We start from the raw sequence: 18,488 nt of genomic DNA, 5'->3' as shown, positions 1-18,488 counted from the left end.
GCGCGGCGCCCCGGTCAGCGCGGCCGGGTGCCGGGGTCGGGCGCAGCCGGCTGCGGGCGACGCAGTTCGCGGCGCGTGCTGACCCCGAGCTTGGTGAAGACCTTGCGGAGGTGCCACTCGACCGTCCGGGGGCTGAGGTACAGCGCGGCGCCGATCTCGGGGTTGGTCAGCCCCTGCGCGACCAGCCGAGCGATGTGGGCCTCCTGCGCGGTGAGCTCCCGGGAGGTCTCCACCGTGCGCCGGCGCACCGTCTCGCCGGTGGCCAGGAGCTCGTGCCGCGCGCGCCCGGCGAACGCCTCGACCCCCATCGAGGTCAGTGACCGGTGGGCGGCCCGCAGCTGCACACGGGAGTCGACGCGGCGTCCCTCCCGCCGCAGCCACTCGCCGTAGCGCAGCTGGGTCCGGGCCAGCCCGACCGCGACGGTGGTGCGGGCGAGCCGGTCGACGGCCTCCCGGTGGGAGTCCTCGGCGGCGCGCCCCTGCTGCAGCAGGGCGCGGCTGCCGGCCTCGACCCCGAGCGCCCAGTCCGTGCCGCTGGCCCCGGTCGTCGCGGAGAGCCGCTCGAGCGCGGCGGCGGCCGCTGCCGGATCCCCGGCGTGCACCCCCGCTTCGACGAGTTCGGCGAGAGCCCACTGGGCCGCGCCGGGCTCCGGCGGGCACGCGACCGCCTCCCGAGCCGCGTGCAGCGCCTCCCCGTAGCGGCCGAGCCCGTTGCACAGCACGGCCCGGGCCCACTGGACCACGGTGACGCCGGCTCCCTCGCCGCGGGCGGTGACGTCCTCGAGACAGCGCTGGATCAGCGGCTCGGCCCGCTCGGCGTCCCCCCGCACGGCGAGCAGGCCGACCTCGCCGTAGGGGGCCAGGCTGCTCCTCGTCACCTCGGTGACCGACCGGGTCTCCTCGACCAGGGACGCCGCCGTGGCCAGCTCGCCGGTGAAGAGGTGGACCACGGCACGGGTGTGGAGGGCCAGCGGGAGCGCGCTGAGGGCGCCCGCGTCGCGGACGATCTCCAGGTGCCGGCGGGTGAGCGCGTCCCAGCTGCCGTCGTCCCAGAGGGCCGCCGCCGACGTCGCCGCGAGCCAGGCGGCACGCAACGCCTCGTCCAGCGTCAGGTCCTCGGTGACGAACGCGCGCACCGCTCGGTGCAGGGATGGCGCCGCCGCAGCGAGGCCCTCGGTGAACAGCACGGCGAGCGCGGACAGCAGCGCGTCCCCCCTGCGCGGGGTGGCCGGCGGCGGCGCCTCCCGCACCGCCTCGGCGACCTGCCGCACGCCGGGCCCGGCGGCCAGGCGCCCGGCCGACAGCGCGGCGCAGAGCGCGTCGAGGTAGGTGTCCCGGGCGAGCTGCGCGTCGAGCGGTTCCAGCCGGCGGGCCGCGGGCAGCAGCAGCGGCAGCGACTCGTTGCCCCGGTCCGCGGCGAAGGTCACCTCCGCCCGCAGCAGGTCGAGCCGGACCCGCTCGGCGTCGCCGAGCGGGCCCTCCCCGGCCGACGCCAGGAGCTCGGCGGCGTCGTCGAACGACCCGGCGTGCACCTTGGCCTGGGCGGCGTCGAGGCAGCGGCCGGTCCGCCGCGCCGGATCGGGCGTCAGTGCGGCGGCCCGCGCCAGGAACGCCGCCGCCGCCGGCAGCCCGCCGTGCGAGAAGGCGCGGCCGGCGCACCGCTGCAGCTCTGCGGCGGTGTCCTCGTCCCGGCCCACGGCGGCACGGGCGCGGTGCCAGGCCCGGCGGTCGGGGTCCAGGCCGGGGTCGGTGACGTCGGCGAGCACCCGGTGGACCTCGCGCCGTCCGGCCGGTGTGCCCGCGCGGTACACCGCGGAGCGGACCAGCGGGTGCCGGAACCGGACCCGGTCGCGGAGCTCGACGAGGCCCGGGGCCTCGGCGGCGGCCGCGGCCCCGGGCTCGATGCCGAGTCGCTCGGCGGCGCGCCACAGCAGCGGCAGGTCACCGGTCGGGTCGGCGGCCGCGGTCAGCAGCAGCCGGAACGACGGCTCCGGGAGCGACCCCACCTGGCGCAGGACCCCCCGCTCCAGGCGCTGGACGAGCGGCGTGGCGCCCGGGCCGGCGTCGCCCCCGAAGGCCAGGTCCGTCGCCGACAGCGCCCGCGGCAGCTCGAGCAGGGCCAGCGGGTTGCCGTGGCTCTCGGCCAGGATGCGGTCGCGCACCCGCGGGTCGAGCGCGCCGGGCACCGCCGACTCCAGCAGCGCCGCCGCGTCGCCGGCGCCCAGGCCCCGCACCACCAGTTCCGGGAGCCCGGACAGCCGGGGCTCCTCGTCCGGGTCGCGCACGGCGAAGACCATCGCCACGCGCTGGTCCACGAGCCGACGGGCGACGAACTCCAGCGCCTGCGCGGAGGCCCGGTCCAGCCACTGGGCGTCGTCCACGGCGCAGACCAGTGGGCGCTCCTCGGCCACCCCGGAGAGCAGGGTCAGCACCGCCAGGCCCACGAGGAAGCGGTCCGGTGTGCTGCCCGTCCGCAGGCCGAACGCGGTGCCGAGCGCCTCCTGCTGCGGGTCGGGCAGCTCGCCGAGCCGCTCCAGGTGGGGGCTGCACAGCTGGTGCAGGCCGGCGAACGCGAGCTCCGTCTCCGACTCGACGCCGGCCGCGCGGCCCACCCGGCACCCCGTCGCGCGGCCGACCAGGAAGTCGAGCAGCGCGGTCTTGCCGATCCCCTCCTCGCCCCGCAGCACCAGCACCTGGCTGCGGCCGGCCTCCGCGGCCGCCACCAGCGAGCTCAGCCGCTCGCACTCGCTGCGCCGGCCCCGCAGCACCGGTCCGGACCGGGGACTGGGCATCGCCACTCCTGAGGGCTGGCCGGGGGATCCCGGGTCCGCCACGCTAGGTGGGACCGCGGGCACCCACATCCGCCATTCGACTCGGCCGGGACCGGGCGACGGGCCGGGTCCCCGGAGCGCGGGTAGTTGGACCCTGACCATCCGTTGCGACCGTGCCTATCTTCCGATCAGTGGCACCGTCGACGTGGAGGGGGTGGTCGACGTGGGGGTCGGTGTGCGGGCCCGGGTGACGCTCCTCGACGGCTTCGGGGTCCAGCTCGGCGCGGGCGGGGCGTCGTCGGCGCTGGAGGAGCTCCCGCACGGCGTGCAGCGCCTCATCGCGCACCTGTGCCTGTCCGGGCGGCCACCCCGGTCGACCGTCGCCGGCCAGCTGTGGCCGGAGGTCTCCGAGGAGCACGCCCACGGCAGCCTCCGCTCGGCGCTGTGGCGGCTGCAGAAGGCGGCGCCGGGCCTCGTGACCGTGTCCGCGGGTCGCCTCTCGCTGGCCGACGGCGTCCGGGTGGACGTGCGCGAGCTGGACGACTGGGTGCGGCGGGTGCGGGACCCGCGGTCCGGCCTCGAGGACGTCGAGCTGCCCGATGCCGGCCTGCTCGGCGAGCTGCTCCCCGGCTGGTACGACGACTGGGTGATGCTCGAGCGCGAGCGGGTGCGGCAGGTGCGGATGCACGCCCTCGAACAGGTCGCGGTCCGGCTGGCGGCCGCCGGGCGCTACGGGGACGCGCTCCAGGCCGCGTACGCGGCGGTGCGCGCCGAGCCGCTGCGCGAGAGCGCCCACAGGACCGTGGTCCGGGTCCACCTGACGGAGGGCAACGTGGCCGAGGCGCTGCGGGTGTACGAGCAGTTCCGGGCCCTCCTGGCCGACGAGATCGGCGCCCGTCCCAGCGAGCACATGGCGCGGCTGGTGCGGAGCATCCGCCCGCTGCAGCCGGTCGTGCGCTGACCGGCGTCCGGCCGCCCGTCATCGCGCCCGGGCTGTATCAGGCCCGCCGCCGCCCGCCTCTGCCGATCGTCCACCGGTGGAGAGGGGAACCCCATGGACGGTCGGGAGCGGACGACGTCGGCGTGGCCGGTCGCGGACCGGCCCGCGCCCCGGGTCGGCCTCCTGGACGGCTTCCGCATCGAGACGGCGTGCCCGGGCAGGACCGTCCGGCGGGACGTCGTGCCCCCGGCCGTGCAGCGGCTGGTCGCCTGCGTGTGCTTCGCGGGGCGGCCGGGCCGCTCGGCGGTCGCCGGTCAGCTCTGGGGCGACGTCTCCGAGGACCAGGCGCAGGCGAGCCTGCGCTCGGCGCTGTGGCGGCTGGGCCGGCTGGCGCCGGGGCTGCTCGACACCGCGGGCGGCGCACTGGCGCTGGCCCCCGGCGTGCGCGCCGACGTCCGGGAGCTCGCTGACTGGGCGGCGACCGTCCGGGACCCGCGGACCCCGCTCGACGACCTGACCCTGCCGCGCCCGGACCTGGACGGCGACCTGCTGCCCGGCTGGCACGACGACTGGGTGCTCATCGAGCGGGAGCGGCTGCGGCAGCTGCGGCTGTACGCACTGGAGACCCTCGGCGCGCGGCTGGCCGCGGCCGGCCGGCCGGCGGAGGCGGTCGAGGCCGCGCTCGCCGCCGTCCGGAGCGAGCCGCTGAGGGAGAGCGCCCACCGCCTGCTGGTCCGGGTGCACCTGGCCGAGGGCGACGTGGCCGCCGCCGTCCGCACCTACCGGCACTTCCGGACGATGCTGCGCGACGAGCTCGGCCTCGACCCGAGCGACCGGTTCACCCGGCTGGTCCAGCACCTGGGCGGTGGGGGCCGGGTCGCGTCCTGAGCGCGGTGCGCCGCCCGGTGTATCAGGCGACCCGGCTGCGTGCTCTGTCGGGTGCGGGGGCGGGGTCCGGCCACGATCGGGGGGATGGCCGGGCCCCGCGGCCGCGTCGACCGTCCGCGCCGCAACCGGAGGGACCGCAGCATGCCCGGTCAGCCAGCCGGCTCCGACCAGGAGCCCGACGAGGTGCCGTACGCAGAGCTGCTCCGGGCCCTCCGCCGGTTCCTGCGGACCGAGGGCGAGCGCTACCTGGACGACCCGAACGTCGCCTCCGTCGGCATCGGCCCCAAGGTGACCGACGGCCGCCGCACGCCGGAGCTGTCGGTGCAGTTCGTCGTCGAGGAGAAGCTCGCCGACCCCGGTGACCTCGCCGCCCGGGGGACGACCCCGGTGCCGGACGCGATCACCATCGCCGGGGTCCGGGTGCCGACCGACGTGCTCGAGCGCACCGGGTAGACCCCGCCGTCAGCGGCACCGCGGTCCCAGCGGTATCACAGGACCCCGCTGCGGGCTCTCCCTGACACCACCTGCGGGCCGCCGTGCCGGCGACCGCAGATGGGGACCGCGCAAGCCCCGAGAGTCCTGGAGGTCGGCCGTGACCGCGAACGACGAGCCGCAGTCACCGTTCCTGCACGCCCTCGGGGTGGCGCGGGAGCTGGGCCGGGCCGACGGGCGCCTCGCCGCCGGCTTCGAGCCGCCGGGGGAGCCGGCCCCCATCGGCCCGTGGTGCCACGGGCTCGCCCCGGAGGACCTCGCCCGCCTCGTCTGGGACGCCGGGGAGGGGTCGGTCCCCGCCGGGCTCCCGCTCAACGCACCGCTCTGGTACGCGCAGGGCTTCCGCGAGGCCCTGGCGGGCGCGGGCGCCGCCCTGCCCCGCCCCCGTCCCGGCGAGGAGGTCCCCGGCGGCGACCGTCGGCCGCAGCACGGCGGGGGAGCGCGCCCGGCCGAGCCCGTCCGGCCGCCCGCGCCCCGGCGGCCGGAGCCGACGGGACGGCCGGCCGACGGCGGTGGGGGAGGCGTGCCGGGCGCACCGGGAGCGCACGCCGGCCAGGCGATGGGCCCGACCGCCTCCCGCGTGGAGGGCACCGGCTCCCGCCGGACGGGGAACCGGTGACCGGGCCGCCACCGCACCTCCGCCGGGGATCGCCGCCGACCCCCTCTCCTGCCCCGACCGACCACGAAGCTGGGGGACACGGTGGAGATCGTCATCTCCTACGCCCGTGAGGACCGGGCGATCGTCCAGGAGCTCGCCGGGACGCTGCGCGCCTGGGGACACGACGTCTGGACCGACGCCGGCGCGCACTCCGGGGCGCGGTGGTGGGACGAGATCGTGGCCCGCATCCAGGCCTGTGACGTGCTGCTCGCCGTCACCTCGCCGGCGTCGCTGGCGTCCCACGCCTGCACCCTCGAACGCCGCTACGCGCTGGCGCTGGGCAAGGTGCTCCTGCCGGTCCTGGTGGCCCCGGTGAACACGCAGGACCTGCCGACGGAGTTCGCGTCGATCCACTTCTTCGACTTCACCCAGCGGGACGTCGCGGCAGCCGGCCGGCTCTACCAGGCCGTGCAGCAGCTGCCACCGCCCGGCCCGCTGCCGGACCCGCTGCCCCCGGCGCCGCCCCCGCCGCTGTCCTACCTGAACGCGATCGTCGACCAGCTCGACGCGCTGGTCCCCGACCTCGACCTGCAGCACCGGATCGTCACGGCGCTCACCGGCGGCCTGCGGTCAACAGACCCCGAGGAGCGGGCCACCGCGATCGAGCTCGTCCGGCGCTTCCTCGAGCACCCGCAGAACATGCGCGACCCGGCGGAGCGGGCGCGCGAGGCGCTGGCGCGCGCTCTCGGCCACGAGCCCGGCCACCAGGCCGGCCCGACGCCGCCGCCCCAGCCGGTCCCGCGGTCCCGGGTCCCGGCCGTCCTCGCGTGGGTCGGCGGGGCCACCGTCGTGCTGGCCGGGCTGGGCGTCTGGGGCGTCGTCGGGACGAATCGGGAGGCGGTCGTGGCGGGGTCGATCGTCTCCCAGGAGGTCCACGACGACCTGCTGGACCGGGGCCAGCACCCGACGAGCGTCACCTGCGACGACCTGACGGCGGAGGTGGGCGCGACCACCTGGTGCGACACGCCCGGGCTCGCGGCCGGGGGCTACACCATCCGGGTGACCAGCGTCGACGGGTCGAGCGTCACCGGCTGGGAGTACGGGTGAGTCGCGGCGCCCTCCCGGAGCCGGCGGACACGCCCGGCGGGCGGTGACGTCGCGGTGACGGCCGCGTGCTGGCATCCCACCGTCGGGCGCACGCAGCCCGGGGACGGGAGCGCAGCGATGGACGCCGGGACCGCGGGGCCCGCCGCGACCACGGCCGGCGGTCCGGCGCCGGACCGGCTCCTGGACCTGGTCTGGCGCCGGCACCGGCAGTGGTCGGTCGCGGCGGACGCGGCGCGGCGTCGGCTGGACCGGTGGCGGTTGTGGAACCTGGTGCTGCTGGTCCTCGGTGCGCTCGCGGGGGCGCTGGCGGCGCAGACCTGGCTGGGCGCCCGCGCCGTGACCGGGTCGGCGGTGGTCGCGGCCGTCTCCCTGGGCCTCGCGGGCTTCCTCCAGGCGCACCTCCTCACCACCGAGCAGACCGCTCGCTGGACCCGTGCCCGGGCCGCCTCGGAGGCGCTCAAGGCGGAGACCCACCGCTACCTGCTGCGCGTCGCGCCGTACGCGGGAGCGGACCGGGCCCAGGTGCTGCAGGCACAGCTGGACGTGGTCCGCGCCCGGGCCGCCGCGCCCCTGGTGGACCAGCAGGACGTGCCGGTCGACGACCGCCCGCTCCCGGCCGTGCGCACGGTGCAGGAGTACGTGACCGCCCGCGCGCAGGGCCAGGCGGACTGGCACCGGGACCGGAGCCGCCGGCACGCCCGGCGCGCCGGCCGGCTGCGCGCCTGGCAGCTGGCCGCCACCGCGGTCGGCGTGGTCCTCGCGGCCGTCACCGGGTTCCTCCCGTCGTTGCGGCTGTCCACCTGGACGGCGGCGGCGACGACGATCGCCGCCGCGTTCGGCGCGCACCTGGCCGCCACCCAGCACCAGGCGGTCGCGGCCGCCTGCGCGGCCACCGCCGACCAGCTCGAGACGCTCGTCGCCGGCTTCGACCCGCGCGCGGCGACACCGGACCGGCAGGCGCGCTTCGTCGCCGACGTCGAGCGGGTCCTCGCCGCCCAGAACCAGGGCTGGACCGACCTGCTGAGCCCCGAGCCGGCAGGCGGGCGGAGCGCACCTCCGGGGGGATGACCTCGTCCCGGCCACCCCGACCCGGCAGGGACCTCACCCGGACGGCGGGACGGCGCTCGCCGCGACGTGGGGACGCACCCGGGCCTCGACGCGGTCGATCACGTCCCCGCCGTCCCCGAGCCGCCGGTAGAGCGACAGCTGGTCGAGCACCGTCTGCGCCTGGTCCGGCGTCGGGCCGCCGTCGACGGCGGCCCGCACGTAGGCGCGCTCGACGTCCAGCGCCGACGGTCCGGCGCCGAGCAGGTGCCGGGTCAGGACCAGCTCGGCGACGCTGACGAGCGCCCAGAAGTCCCCGCCTCCCGACGACGCCGCCCGCTCGGCGAAGAACTGCGCGACCGGGGCCAGGTCCAGGGAGCGCGCGAGCTGGTCGGCGCGCCCCCCGAGGTGCTGGGCGAGCACGCGCAGGGTCGTGGCCGCGTTCAGCCCGGTGTAGAAGTCGGTGGGCGCCGCCGCGAACCCCCGCTCGTAGAGGTCCGCCGCCCGCTGCAGGTGCTCGGCCGCGAGCAGCCGGTCGCCGGCGTCCAGGGCGCGCAGCCCACGCCGCTTCGCCAGGCCCGCGGCGATGCCGCAGCTCTCCGGGTCGTCACCCAGCTCGACGATCTCGTCGAGCAGCTCCTGCGCGGCCCGCCACGACGGCTCGGGGTCCTGGCCGGTCTCGAGCTGCCGCTCGCCGCGGCGGCGCAGCGAGAGGGCGAGCTGCTGGGCCCACAGCAGGTAGGAGCCGTCGGAGGGGGTGAGGGCCAGCGGCCGCAGCACGTCGATCGCGTCGTCGTACCGGCCCAGGTCGCGCAGCGCGGTACCGAGCCGCAGCAGCAGCTGCCGCTGCTGGTCGGCGTCCACGGCGGCGGCCCGGACGTCGGCCAGCAGGACGCGCAGCGCCCCGACGTCCCGGCTGCGCACCGCAGCGGTGACCCGCTGGTGCAGGTCCAGACTCTGCGACGGGCCGGCCGCCGGGCCGCCGCGGACCCGGAGGCGCCGCCGGGAGAGCTCGAAGAACTCGAACACCGGACTGTCCCGGCGGGCGTCGCGCAGCCGGTCGGGGTCGAGCACCTCGCGCAGCGCCCCGACGGCGGCCAGCGCGGAGGCCTCGTCGAGCAGGCCGCCGTCGAGCCGGTAGGAGAAGTGCCGGATCGGGCGCACGTCGAACGGCGGGGGGTCGCCCAACGGGCCGAGGAGCACGGTCGTCCGGTCCGCGAACGCGTGGCGCACCCCGAGCTCGTAGAACACGTTGGGGTTCTGCGTGACCGTGTCCACGACCACCACGTCGGCGTTGCCGAGCCGCTCGATCATCCCGACGTGGATCAGGCCGGTGTCCAGGTCCTCGTCCGCGCGCTGCCACCGCAGGTCCGCGTCCTCGAGGGCGGGCACGATCAGCCGGCCGAAGACCTGGTCGCAGTCGACGAACCCGGTGCCCCTCGGCTTGGTGCCGAACGGCATGACGACGAAGGCGGTCGGCTGGTCGGCCGGCCGCGCGCCGGGGTCGAGGTCGATGCACGCCAGGCCCTGGGTGCGGGCGCGGTCGACGAAGTCGTCCGTGACGCTGGGCCGGTCCGGGCGGGCCCGTGGCCGGACCGCCACCGCCAGGGTCTCCCCATGGCCGCCGAGGCCGCGGGCGTGGTCGAGCAGCGCCTGGTTGCCCTCGCAGTACCCGCCATGGGTGCCGGGGAAGGCGTGCTCGACCAGGACGTACCTGTCCCCGCCGGCGGTCACGGCGTCCAGCACGCGGTCGTAGGCCGTGGTCCAGGCGGCGCCGCGGTCGGCCACCGAACGCTCGCGGAAGACGTCCCGGGTGGAGGGCAGCACGACGTGGACGTCGAGGCCGAGGCGCAGCGCCTCCTGCAGCACCAGCAGGTCCGATCCCGCCGCGGCGGCGGAGACCACGACCTCGGGGCGCAGGTGCGCCAGCAGCCGGGCGAGCCGGGCGCGCACGACGTCCACCTGGTCCGGGGGGAACCGGCCGGGGGTCCCGGCGCCGTCGGCATCGACGCGGTTCCCGGCGTGGACGACGAGCACGGGGCGCTCCCTCCGGAGGCGGCACCGCGATGAGACACGCCGCTGCATCACCGCCCCGTCACCGCGGCGTCACCGCCGGCCGCGGGACGTCGTCCGCCGTCGTGACGGCCGACCGGGAGCTGACGGCCGGCCTCCCGGCCTGTACCCCGCGGTCGGCCGGTATCAGCGGCGGCACCCGGCGCCTCTGGGGGAGGAGCACCGACCCCGTCCGCCCAGCGGCCCGCCGGGACCCCACGCCCTCGCGCGGCCTCGACCGTCCATGAGGAGCCGTGATGCGACCGCTCCGCACCCCGCCGGCGGCACGGGGGCTCGCGCCCGCGGCGGCCGGCCGCCACCCGGTCGGCGCGCTCCTCCCCGGGGGCCGGGCCGAGCGGGGGCACGGGCTGGCGGAGCTCGCCGAGCACAACGACGACGAGCACGGCTGGTGGCTCGCCCTCGACGGCCGGGTGCACGACGTGACCGCGTTCGTCCGGGGCCACCCCGCCGAGACGGTGCTGCGGGCCTCCGCCGGCCTGGACGCGACGACCGCCGCCGACCGGGCTCTCCTCGACACGCCGGGGCTGCGGCAGCTGCTCGCGGCCACCGACGCCGGGCCGCTGGTGCGCCCCGCCCTCGGCCGTGCCCAGGGGCTGCACGACGCGTGGGCCGGGGCGCTCTCCGGGCTGGTCTCGCTGCAGAACGCGTTCCGGCTGGACCGCATCTCCGCGGGGTGCACCGACCCGTGCCCGGCGGACGGCGACCTCCCCTCCGCGCGGCAGGCCGAGCGCACCGCGGCCCGCTTCGGCGACGAGCACCTGCCGCGGTTCGCCGCGGAGGTCCTGGCCCCGCTGGCCGAGCGGGTGCTGCGGGAGCAGCGCGCGACGGCGCTGCGGATCCGGACGGTCGCCGGCGGCCCCGGCGGGGGGCTGCTCCCGGGCTGTTCGCCGCGGCGCCGGCTGGATCTCCTCGACCGCCGGATCGGCGCCACCAAGGCGCTGCTGACCCGGGGCGTCCGGTGCTTCGACATCTGGGGCGACGCCGTCCTCGGTACGGGCGACCTGTGGCGGCTCGCCGCGCAGGCGGTCCCCGTGTGCGCGGGCGCGGCGACGCTGTCAGTGCACACCACCCGGCGCGCGGGCTGACGACCGGCCTCCGGGGACCGTTCCACCGGGAGGCCGGGGTCGGCACCCGACCGCCGGCGGTGGAGCCGTGCACGACGTGGCGGTGTCCCCGGCCGCACCTCGCCAGCGCCGGCGCCGAGGGCGCCGTCGTGCTGTGGGACCTCACCGGCCGGGACCGCCCGCGGGAGCTCGGCGAGCCCCTGGACGTGCGAGCCGTCTCGGTCGACGCGGTCGCGTCGGCCCCGGACCGTCCGGCCCTGGCTGCCGCCGGCGACGGCGGCACGGTCGGCATCTGGGACCTCTCACCACTCCGGGCAGTACGGGATGAGCCCATCCGGGCCGCCTGTGACATCACCGGACGCGAACTCGACCGCGAGGAGCGGGAGGGCTGCGTGAAGGGGCTGGGGTACGTCGACACCTGCGCTGCTCGAGCGTCCTCTCGCGTGCCAGGGTCACCGAGGGCGAGCCGCGCCCAGGAGGTGGGAGGTCCGACGCCGGGAACGGACGTATCCCGGAGCGACCCGGCCGAGCGGCGCGCGGGCACCGCCGGCCGCCGGGTCCGCCCCGGTGACGGCCCACCCTCACGCGCCGGACGGCGCCGCCGCGGCCTGTCCGCTGCCGGTGCGGGCCGGGCGGCGCGGCAGCCGGGTCCGCGGGGACTGGTTGGCGTACTGGGCCGGCAGCGGGGTGCACGTCGTCCCGACGCTCGCGGGGGACGAGCGGGCGTGCGCCGGTCCGGCCAGGTGGACGTAGACGGTCAGGTCCGCGGGGTCGTAGGTGTTCACCGGGAGGACCTCGTCAGTGAGGGGCGGCGGCCGCGATCCGTCGTGGTCATGGGGGTCGCTCCTCCACAGCCGGGGCGCGCTGCCCGTGCCCCTCTCCCGAGCAGAGCACCGACCGGCGCCGGAAGATACGCCCCGGCCGCGACCCGACCGGGTCAGGCGGGGCTCGTCCCGACCGGCTCCTGGTCGTGCCCGCCCGCGCCGGGCGTGCGCCGGGCCGCGGACCCGAGGACGACGGGGAGGGACTCGTGACCGCGCAGGATGACGGTGCCGCGGCGGCGCCCGGGACCCGCGGGACCGAGGTCGGGGAAACGCTCGAACAGCGCCTGCAGCGCCACCTCGCCCTCCATCCGCGCGAGCGCGGCGCCGAGGCAGAAGTGGATGCCGCCGGCGAAGGCGACGTGGTCGCGCGCGTTGGGACGCGTGACGTCGAAGACGTGCGGGTCGGAGAACACCCGCGGGTCCCGGTTGGCCGCGGCGAGCAGGAGGATCAGCCACTCGCCCTCGGCGACGGGGACCCCGTGGACGGTGGTGGACCGCCTGGCCCGGCGTCCGGTCCGCTGCACGGGTGGGTCGACGCGGAGGACCTCGTCGACCGCGTTCGGCCACAGCGACGGGTCCTCGGCCAGCAGCCGGCGCTGGCCGGGGTGGGCGAACAGCAGGGCGGCGCCGTTGCCGATGAGGTTGACGGTGGTCTCGAACCCGGCGCCGACGACCAGTGCGGCGGTGGCCCGCAGCTCGGTCTCGGTGAGGCCGCCACCGTCGTCGTCGACCGTGGTGGCCAGGCTCGACAGCAGGTCCGGGCCCGGGTCCCGGCGCAGCCGCCGCAGGTGCTCGCGCCACCAGGTGTCGAGCTCGGCGAGGGTGCGCTCGACGTCGCGGTGGGTGGCCCAGTCCAGGCCCAGGTCCAGGACCGGCGCGGCGCGGTCGCCCCAGGCGAGGAACTGCTCGCGCATCGCCACCGGGACGCCCAGCATCTCGGAGATGACCGTGACCGGCAGCAGGCTGGCGTAGCGGGCGGCGAGGTCCACCTGCCCGTCGTGCGCCGCGGCCTCGCGTTCGAGGTCGTCGAGGAGCTCGTCGGCGATCTGCCGGGTGCGCTCGCGCAGCCCGGCGACGGCCCGGGCACTGAACGCCCGGCTGACCAGCCGCCGGTAGCGGGTGTGCTCGGGCGGGTCGACGGCGACCATCGACGGCGGCTCGATGGGGCTCACCCCCGGCCGGTCGCCGGCCAGCCGCAGCGCCAGCCGGAACGCAGCCGGCAGCCGGTCGGTCAGGTGGGCGCCGATCTGCCCGAAGTCCTCGCTGCGCAGCACGTCGGTGCACACGTCGTGGTGGACGCTCACGCGTGCCAGGGCCCCGTCGGCGAAGGGGGCCGCCGTCCGCAGCCGCTCGTAGTGCGGGTACGGGTCCGCGCGGAGGGCGGGGTCGGTCATGACCTGGGCGTCCGGGTTGCCCGCGCGGGCGCGGGCCCGGATCGCCAGTCGCAACGCGCCGTGGGTGGTGGTCCAGCGGACCGCACTGTGCACCAGTTCGACCATCGCCCTCGCCGTCCCCTCCACGACCGGGGCCGGCCCGCCGCCGGCGTGCTCCCATCCTCGGGGACACGGCCCGCCGGTTCCAGGGACGACGGGGCGGTGATCACGCCACCACCGGTGTGGCGGACCCGGTCGGCGGCGTGTCCCGGCGACGAGCGGGAATCATGTGCGCCCGTAGGTGTTGACTTGGTCGACGCAACGACCACGAGGACCGGACCGGTCGTCCCACGACGACGTGCCCGTGCCGTGGTCACCGGCCGACCACCGGCGGCTCCGGGTCCCCCGAGGGGCCGCCGAGGGCCGCGACGCCGATCCTGGCGGGTCGGCTCGGCGTCCGGAGCACCAGGTCCGCCCGGGACGTCGCTCGTCCTGTCCGGGGACCGTGGGGCACGCTGCCGCGGCTCCCGTGCCGTGCACCGCAGAGGAGGAGTTCGTGGCTCGACCAGGCCAGCGCCAGCGGGGCGCTCGCCGCACCGCCCAGCGGCGCGTCCACCACCGGGGCGACGTCGTCTCCGTGCTCGCCCGGACCGCCCGTGAGGTCGAGGCGGCCGCCCGACGCGGTCGCGTGACGCCCGCCGTGCGGACGACGTTCCAGGCCGTCGCCCTGCTGCTGCGGGAGGAGCGCGCCCGCGTCCTGGCGGCAGCCGGCAGTGACGCCCGCCGGGCCGAGCAGCTCAAGCGCCTGGACGGCATCGCGACCGTCCTCGCGACGACCGCCGTCCGGGACGCCGGGCTGCTGGCGCTGCTCGCCGAGGACGCCGTCGTCTCCGACGCGGCCCGGTCGCGCAGGCGCGAGCTGCTGCGGGACCTCGGCATCGAGCCGGCGCCCGACGAGGTCGTGCCGGCGGAGCCGGCGACCGCTCCACCCGGCACCGAGCGGCGGGTCGTACCGCAGTCGGTGGTCTCCCGGCAGCTGGCCAACCCCTTCCTCGCCCCCGACTTCTCCGCGGCCCCCCAACGCACCCCCCGGCCGCGCCGCCTGGCCGGCTGGGAGCTGCTCGGCCCCCTGCTGGCCTCGTTCGAGCGCGCCGGTGGGGGTGCCCCGGCGTGCGCGGCGCTGCCTTCGCCGACGGCACGGTTCACCCCGGCGGGCCTGGAGCTGATGCCGCACCAGGGCCAGCTGGTCGCCGCGGCCGCGGCCGGCCACCGGACCTTCCTGCTCGCCGACGAGCCGGGACTGGGCAAGACGGCCCAGGCACTGCTCGCCGCGGAGGCGGCCGACGCCTATCCGCTGCTCGTCGTCGTGCCCAACGTCGTCAAGCGCAACTGGGCCCGTGAGGCGGCGCGTTGGACGCCCCACCGTCCGGCCACCGTGGTGCAGGGCGACGGCGAGACGGTAGACGGCTTCGCCGACGTCGTCGTCGTCAACTACGAGGTGCTCGACCGCCACGTGGGCTGGCTCGGCGACTTCGGGTTCCGCGGGATGGTCGTGGACGAGGCGCACTTCATCAAGAACAAGACGTCGCAGCGCTCGCAGCACGTCCTCGCGCTGTCCGACCGCCTCCGGTCCCGCACCCCGAGGCCGCTGCTGATGGCGCTGACCGGCACACCGCTGATCAACGACATCGAGGACTTCCTGACGATCTGGCAGTTCCTCGGCTGGATCGACGAGAGCAAGCCCCTCGACGAGCTGATGGACGCACTCGAGGACACCGGCCTGACGCCCGCCGACCGGGGCTTCTCCGCCGCGGCGCGGCAGTGCGTGATCGACCTCGGCATCGTGCGCCGCCGCAAGGTCGACGTGGCCGCCGACATCCCCGCCCGCCGCATCGCCGACCTCCCCGTCGAGCTGGACGGAGCGGTCGGCCGGTCGATCCGGGCGGCCGAGCGGGACCTCGCCCGCCGGATGAGGGCGCGGTACGAGACCGCGCTCGCCAACCGGTCCGCCGTCGTCGAGGGCGTCGGCAGCGGTGTCGACACCGACCTCGTCCGCCGGGTGGCCCGGTCCGAGCTCAAGGACGCGACGACCGGGCAGTCCGGCGAGAACGTGTTCAGCATGCTGCGGCGCATCGGCGTCGCGAAGGCCGGGCTGGCCGCGGACTACGCCGCGCAGCTGGCCCGCAGCGCCGGCAAGGTCGTCTTCTTCGCCAGGCACGTCGACGCGATGGACGCCGCCGAGGAGACCTTCGCCCGGCAGGGGGTGCGCTTCACGTCGATCCGCGGCGACCAGACCCCCGCGGCGCGGCAGGCGAACGTCGACGCCTTCGTGGGCGATCCGGACGTCGCCGTCGTGGTGTGCTCGCTGACCGCGGCCGGCGTCGGACTGAACCTGCAGGTCGCCTCGAACGTCGTGCTGGCCGAGCTGTCCTGGACCGACGCCGAGCAGACCCAGGCCATCGACCGCAGCCACCGCATCGGGCAGACCGAGCCGGTCACGGCGTGGCGCATCATCGCGGCCCAGACCATCGACGCCCGGATCGCCGAGCTGATCGGCAGCAAGGCCGGGCTCGCCGCCCGGGCGCTGGACGGGTCCGACGAGGAGGTCGCCTCGTCCGCCGACGTGCAACTCGAGGCGCTGGTCGCGTTGCTGACGGACGAGCTGCGGACGGCGGCCGGACACGAGGCCGCCTCGGCTTCCTGACGCGCAGGCCGCATCGCCGTCCGGTGCTGGGGTCCGGGCGTGGTCGCATGCCCGCCGCATCCCTCAGCGGGACGGCGGAGGGTCAGGCGCCCGACTGCTCGGAGACGGTCAGGCGCTCGCGGCCTGCCGCTGCAGCAGTTCTCGGTAGGTGATCCACTCGGCGAGCTCCCTGCCCGTGAGCTTCTCGCCGCCGACGACTGCGAACAGCGTCTCGTCGTCCTGGTCGAACCCCTCGACCGGCTGCCACTTCGGCGGCGGCTGACCCGCGGCCTTGCACCTCTTGACGTAGTAGGTCGGCGGTATCTGGGCCGGCCGACCGAACTGGAGGCTGTTCAGCAGTCCGGCGGCGACGTTGGCTCGTGCCGCGTATTAAGCGGCCACGCTGCGCGAGCGTGCCGCCACGTCTGCGCCGACGATGACGGCGAGGACGAGGGCGGAGGTCGCCACGCAGATCGCTGCCGACCAGACATAGGTGGACTGGAGCGAGCTGTCACTCTCCAGGAAGAAACCCTTGATGGCCGCGAACGCCCCTCCGCCCCCGCCGAGCGCCGCGATGAGGGCCGCCATGGCCTTGGAGATCGCGAGCGAACCGGCCGAGACGACCTGCAGCTGGGGCGGAGTGCCGCCCAGGAGCGTGGCCTTGATCTCGCGCTTGTTCCCCTTGTCGTCCTGCCCGGCTCGTTCCTCGAGCAGCTCCATGTCCTTGAGCAGCTGCGTGATCGGCCCGCTCAGGTCGGTCCCTGCCGGGTTGTAGGCGTTGCCCGGCCACTGGACACCGTTCATGGTGACTCTCCCAGTGCTGTAGCGCTCCTGGACCTCTGGAGGAGGTCGCTGGACGTCCGGCTGATGCGGGCCGGTGCGGGACGGACCACGGCCGGGCGGCCGTGTCCCTTCGACCGCAGGGGACACGGGCGGGCGACGGCAGCTCGACCGTGGGTGCGGGCGATCGACTCGGGAGCATCGCTGGAGCGCCGACGCCGGCTCGGCCTCCCGATTCCCCGCCTCGCCGGCCTCGGGCAGCACGACGCCCCGGCCCCGGCCCCGGATCCGGACCGCGAGCCGCCCGAAGCGGTTGCCTTCCCGATCTCCACCGGGTCGCGCATCGGCAAGCCGTGCGGCCCGACGTGGGATCCGGTCGATGACGGGCGAGCGGTATCAGGGTGGTTGACGAGGGGAGCTGTCCAGCGGGTTCACGAGCCGACGTCCCCTGATGGAGAGGCCGCCTCTCCGCGGGCTCGGACGTAGGGCTGCACAGCCGTGGCAGCCGGCTCCGTGACCGATCGCGACCGTGCGCCCACAGCACTCGAAGGACCTGGACCTGGAGGAACCGGTGAACACCTACGATCCTGCCGACTGGATCCTCTACGTCCACCCGGCCCCCTTCTCCTCGCCGGAGACCGGGGAAACATGTCACAGGCTGCCGGTCGGATACGCCAACGGTTCCCCGGGCACCCGGCTGGGCCACCGTGGGGGGCGTCTCCAGAGGAGCCTCTTGCTCGTCCAGTCGCGGCTGGACGAGGAGACGAGTGAGCTCCCCGGGCTGGGGCCCGGCTCCGGACCGTGGAGGGATCCCATGGGGCGGTTCCTGCTGATGCGCCTGGTCCACCACCTGGCCCTGGTGTTCGCGTCCACGACGCTCGCCTATGTCGTGGCGTCCCTGGCGCTGGATCCGCGATCACGGTACGAGGGCCGCAACCCGCCACCACCCCCGGCCGTGGTCGATGCGCAGCTGTCCGAGTACGGGGTGAACGACAAGGACCCGTTGCTCGAGCGCTATGCGCGGTGGATGAGCGGCGTCCTGCGGGGCGACTTCGGCAGGACGGTCACGGGCGGCAGCATCAACGATGAACTGTGGTCGCGTGCGCTGATCAGCCTTCGCCTCCTGGTGATCGGTTGGTTCATCGGCGCGGTCATCGGCGTGCTCGTCGGTGTGGTGAGCGCCGTCAAGCAGCACTCGTTGACCGATCGGTTCTTCACCGCTGTGTCCTTCTTCTTCATCGCCACCCCCGTCTTCTTCACCGCTGTGCTGCTGAAGTCCGGGGCGCTGCAGGTCAACGAGGGACGTTCGAGGTCCCCGTCTCCTGGGAGCGATCCGAGGCCGGCGCGCCCGCCGTTGGCGGCGAGCTGCAGACGTGGATCCTCGGCGGTCGTCCACGACCTGGTCCGCGACATCGCACAGCAAGTGGTCGAGGTGATGGCCACGGGTCGAGGTGATGGCCACGGGAGGAGTGCTGCCGTCCGGTCGTCCCGAGACTCCTCACGGGCTCAGGTCAGCTCCGGCCCCCGTGGTGGATCCTCAGCGCGCCGACGGGACCGCTTCCGGTGCCAGCTCCTGGTGCGGGCCCGCGTCGGCAGGTCGGCCCACGCACCGCGTCTCGAGGAACAGGTCGAGGACGACGTCGATCCGTGCGTGGCACTCGGCGACAGCGGCGCGGTTCGCATTGTCGTCCTTCTGCTGCCGGCGGAGGCGGGCCCGGGTGAGCTCGGCGCAGGCCTCGGCGAAGTCGACACCGATCTGGTCGACGAGGTGGTCCTGGACGATGGTCATGGCTCCTCCTGCCCGAGCGACGGGGGCGCGTCCGCCGACCGCTCTCCGTACTGACGGTTCGT

14 protein-coding genes are annotated in these 18,488 nt (G+C 76.4%); 9 read left to right on the top strand and 5 right to left on the bottom strand.

Going from position 1 to position 18,488, the window contains the following annotated elements:
* Positions 1-14: 14 nt before the first annotated feature.
* Complete coding sequence (locus tag BLW63_RS00485; protein ID WP_091150357.1) at positions 15-2,792, bottom strand: ATP-binding protein; 2,778 nt, start codon at positions 2,790-2,792, stop codon at positions 15-17.
* A gap of 193 nt (positions 2,793-2,985) precedes the next feature.
* Between BLW63_RS00485 and BLW63_RS00480 the strand changes: the two genes are divergently transcribed.
* From BLW63_RS00480 to BLW63_RS00455, 6 genes are all read left to right on the top strand, one after another.
* Complete coding sequence (locus BLW63_RS00480) at positions 2,986-3,732, top strand: AfsR/SARP family transcriptional regulator (protein WP_091150355.1); 747 nt, start codon at positions 2,986-2,988, stop codon at positions 3,730-3,732.
* 93 nt (positions 3,733-3,825) lie between these two features.
* Entirely contained in the window at positions 3,826-4,599 is a 774-nt protein-coding gene (locus BLW63_RS00475; protein WP_091150353.1) for an AfsR/SARP family transcriptional regulator, read from the top strand.
* 141 nt (positions 4,600-4,740) lie between these two features.
* Positions 4,741-5,052 (top strand): hypothetical protein, encoded by a 312-nt coding sequence (locus tag BLW63_RS00470; protein WP_139263441.1) that lies wholly within the window; start codon positions 4,741-4,743, stop codon positions 5,050-5,052.
* Between the two features lie 139 nt (positions 5,053-5,191).
* Entirely contained in the window at positions 5,192-5,710 is a 519-nt protein-coding gene (locus tag BLW63_RS00465) for a hypothetical protein (protein ID WP_091150350.1), read from the top strand.
* 81 nt (positions 5,711-5,791) lie between these two features.
* On the top strand, positions 5,792-6,796 hold the full coding sequence (locus BLW63_RS00460) for a TIR domain-containing protein (protein WP_091150348.1): 1,005 nt from the start codon (positions 5,792-5,794) through the stop codon (positions 6,794-6,796).
* Positions 6,797-6,913: 117 nt separating this feature from the next.
* Positions 6,914-7,864, top strand: coding sequence for a DUF4231 domain-containing protein (locus BLW63_RS00455; protein ID WP_091150346.1), 951 nt, complete (start codon positions 6,914-6,916; stop codon positions 7,862-7,864).
* 33 nt (positions 7,865-7,897) lie between these two features.
* On the opposite strand, the gene BLW63_RS00450 is transcribed toward BLW63_RS00455, so the two are convergent.
* Positions 7,898-9,877: a tetratricopeptide repeat-containing protein gene (locus BLW63_RS00450; RefSeq protein WP_091150344.1), complete on the bottom strand. Its 1,980-nt coding sequence runs from the start codon at positions 9,875-9,877 to the stop codon at positions 7,898-7,900.
* A 272-nt stretch (positions 9,878-10,149) separates the two neighbouring features.
* Between BLW63_RS00450 and BLW63_RS00445 the strand changes: the two genes are divergently transcribed.
* Positions 10,150-10,998, top strand: a complete 849-nt coding sequence (locus BLW63_RS00445; protein ID WP_091150342.1) for a cytochrome b5-like heme/steroid binding domain-containing protein — start codon at positions 10,150-10,152, stop codon at positions 10,996-10,998.
* A 560-nt stretch (positions 10,999-11,558) separates the two neighbouring features.
* Here the strand turns inward: BLW63_RS00445 and BLW63_RS00440 are convergent.
* Positions 11,559-11,762 (bottom strand): hypothetical protein, encoded by a 204-nt coding sequence (locus tag BLW63_RS00440; RefSeq protein WP_091150340.1) that lies wholly within the window; start codon positions 11,760-11,762, stop codon positions 11,559-11,561.
* A gap of 152 nt (positions 11,763-11,914) precedes the next feature.
* The gene (locus tag BLW63_RS00435) at positions 11,915-13,288 is read right to left on the bottom strand and encodes a cytochrome P450 (RefSeq protein WP_244522256.1); all 1,374 of its coding nucleotides are present in this window, start codon (positions 13,286-13,288) and stop codon (positions 11,915-11,917) included.
* Between the two features lie 442 nt (positions 13,289-13,730).
* Between BLW63_RS00435 and BLW63_RS00425 the strand changes: the two genes are divergently transcribed.
* Positions 13,731-15,878, top strand: coding sequence for a DEAD/DEAH box helicase (locus tag BLW63_RS00425; RefSeq protein ID WP_091150333.1), 2,148 nt, complete (start codon positions 13,731-13,733; stop codon positions 15,876-15,878).
* A gap of 369 nt (positions 15,879-16,247) precedes the next feature.
* Here the strand turns inward: BLW63_RS00425 and BLW63_RS00420 are convergent, their stop codons facing one another.
* Positions 16,248-16,661 carry a hypothetical protein gene (locus tag BLW63_RS00420; RefSeq protein WP_091150331.1) on the bottom strand — a complete coding sequence of 138 codons (414 nt, stop codon included), beginning with the start codon at positions 16,659-16,661 and terminating at the stop codon, positions 16,248-16,250.
* 790 nt (positions 16,662-17,451) lie between these two features.
* Here BLW63_RS00420 and BLW63_RS00415 point away from each other — a divergent pair.
* Positions 17,452-18,480 (top strand): ABC transporter permease, encoded by a 1,029-nt coding sequence (locus BLW63_RS00415; RefSeq protein WP_139263440.1) that lies wholly within the window; start codon positions 17,452-17,454, stop codon positions 18,478-18,480.
* Positions 18,481-18,488 lie beyond the last annotated feature (8 nt).

Source organism: Geodermatophilus africanus, assembly GCF_900107105.1.
Taxonomy (GTDB): domain Bacteria; phylum Actinomycetota; class Actinomycetes; order Mycobacteriales; family Geodermatophilaceae; genus Geodermatophilus; species Geodermatophilus africanus.
Note: the sequence above shows the minus strand (reverse complement) of the source record. Positions and strands in the feature narration are given on the sequence as shown.

Excerpts from the sequence above, each read along its gene's own strand:
- BLW63_RS00485 (WP_091150357.1), bottom strand. The coding sequence starts at position 2,792 with ATGCCCAGTCCCCGGTCCGGACCGGTGCTGCGGGGCCGGCGCAGCGAG.
- BLW63_RS00475 (WP_091150353.1), top strand. The coding sequence starts at position 3,826 with ATGGACGGTCGGGAGCGGACGACGTCGGCGTGGCCGGTCGCGGACCGG.
- BLW63_RS00470 (WP_139263441.1), top strand. The coding sequence starts at position 4,741 with ATGCCCGGTCAGCCAGCCGGCTCCGACCAGGAGCCCGACGAGGTGCCG.
- BLW63_RS00455 (WP_091150346.1), top strand. The coding sequence starts at position 6,914 with ATGGACGCCGGGACCGCGGGGCCCGCCGCGACCACGGCCGGCGGTCCG.
- BLW63_RS00445 (WP_091150342.1), top strand. The coding sequence starts at position 10,150 with ATGCGACCGCTCCGCACCCCGCCGGCGGCACGGGGGCTCGCGCCCGCG.
- BLW63_RS00420 (WP_091150331.1), bottom strand. The coding sequence starts at position 16,661 with ATGAACGGTGTCCAGTGGCCGGGCAACGCCTACAACCCGGCAGGGACC.
- BLW63_RS00415 (WP_139263440.1), top strand. The coding sequence starts at position 17,452 with ATGGGGCGGTTCCTGCTGATGCGCCTGGTCCACCACCTGGCCCTGGTG.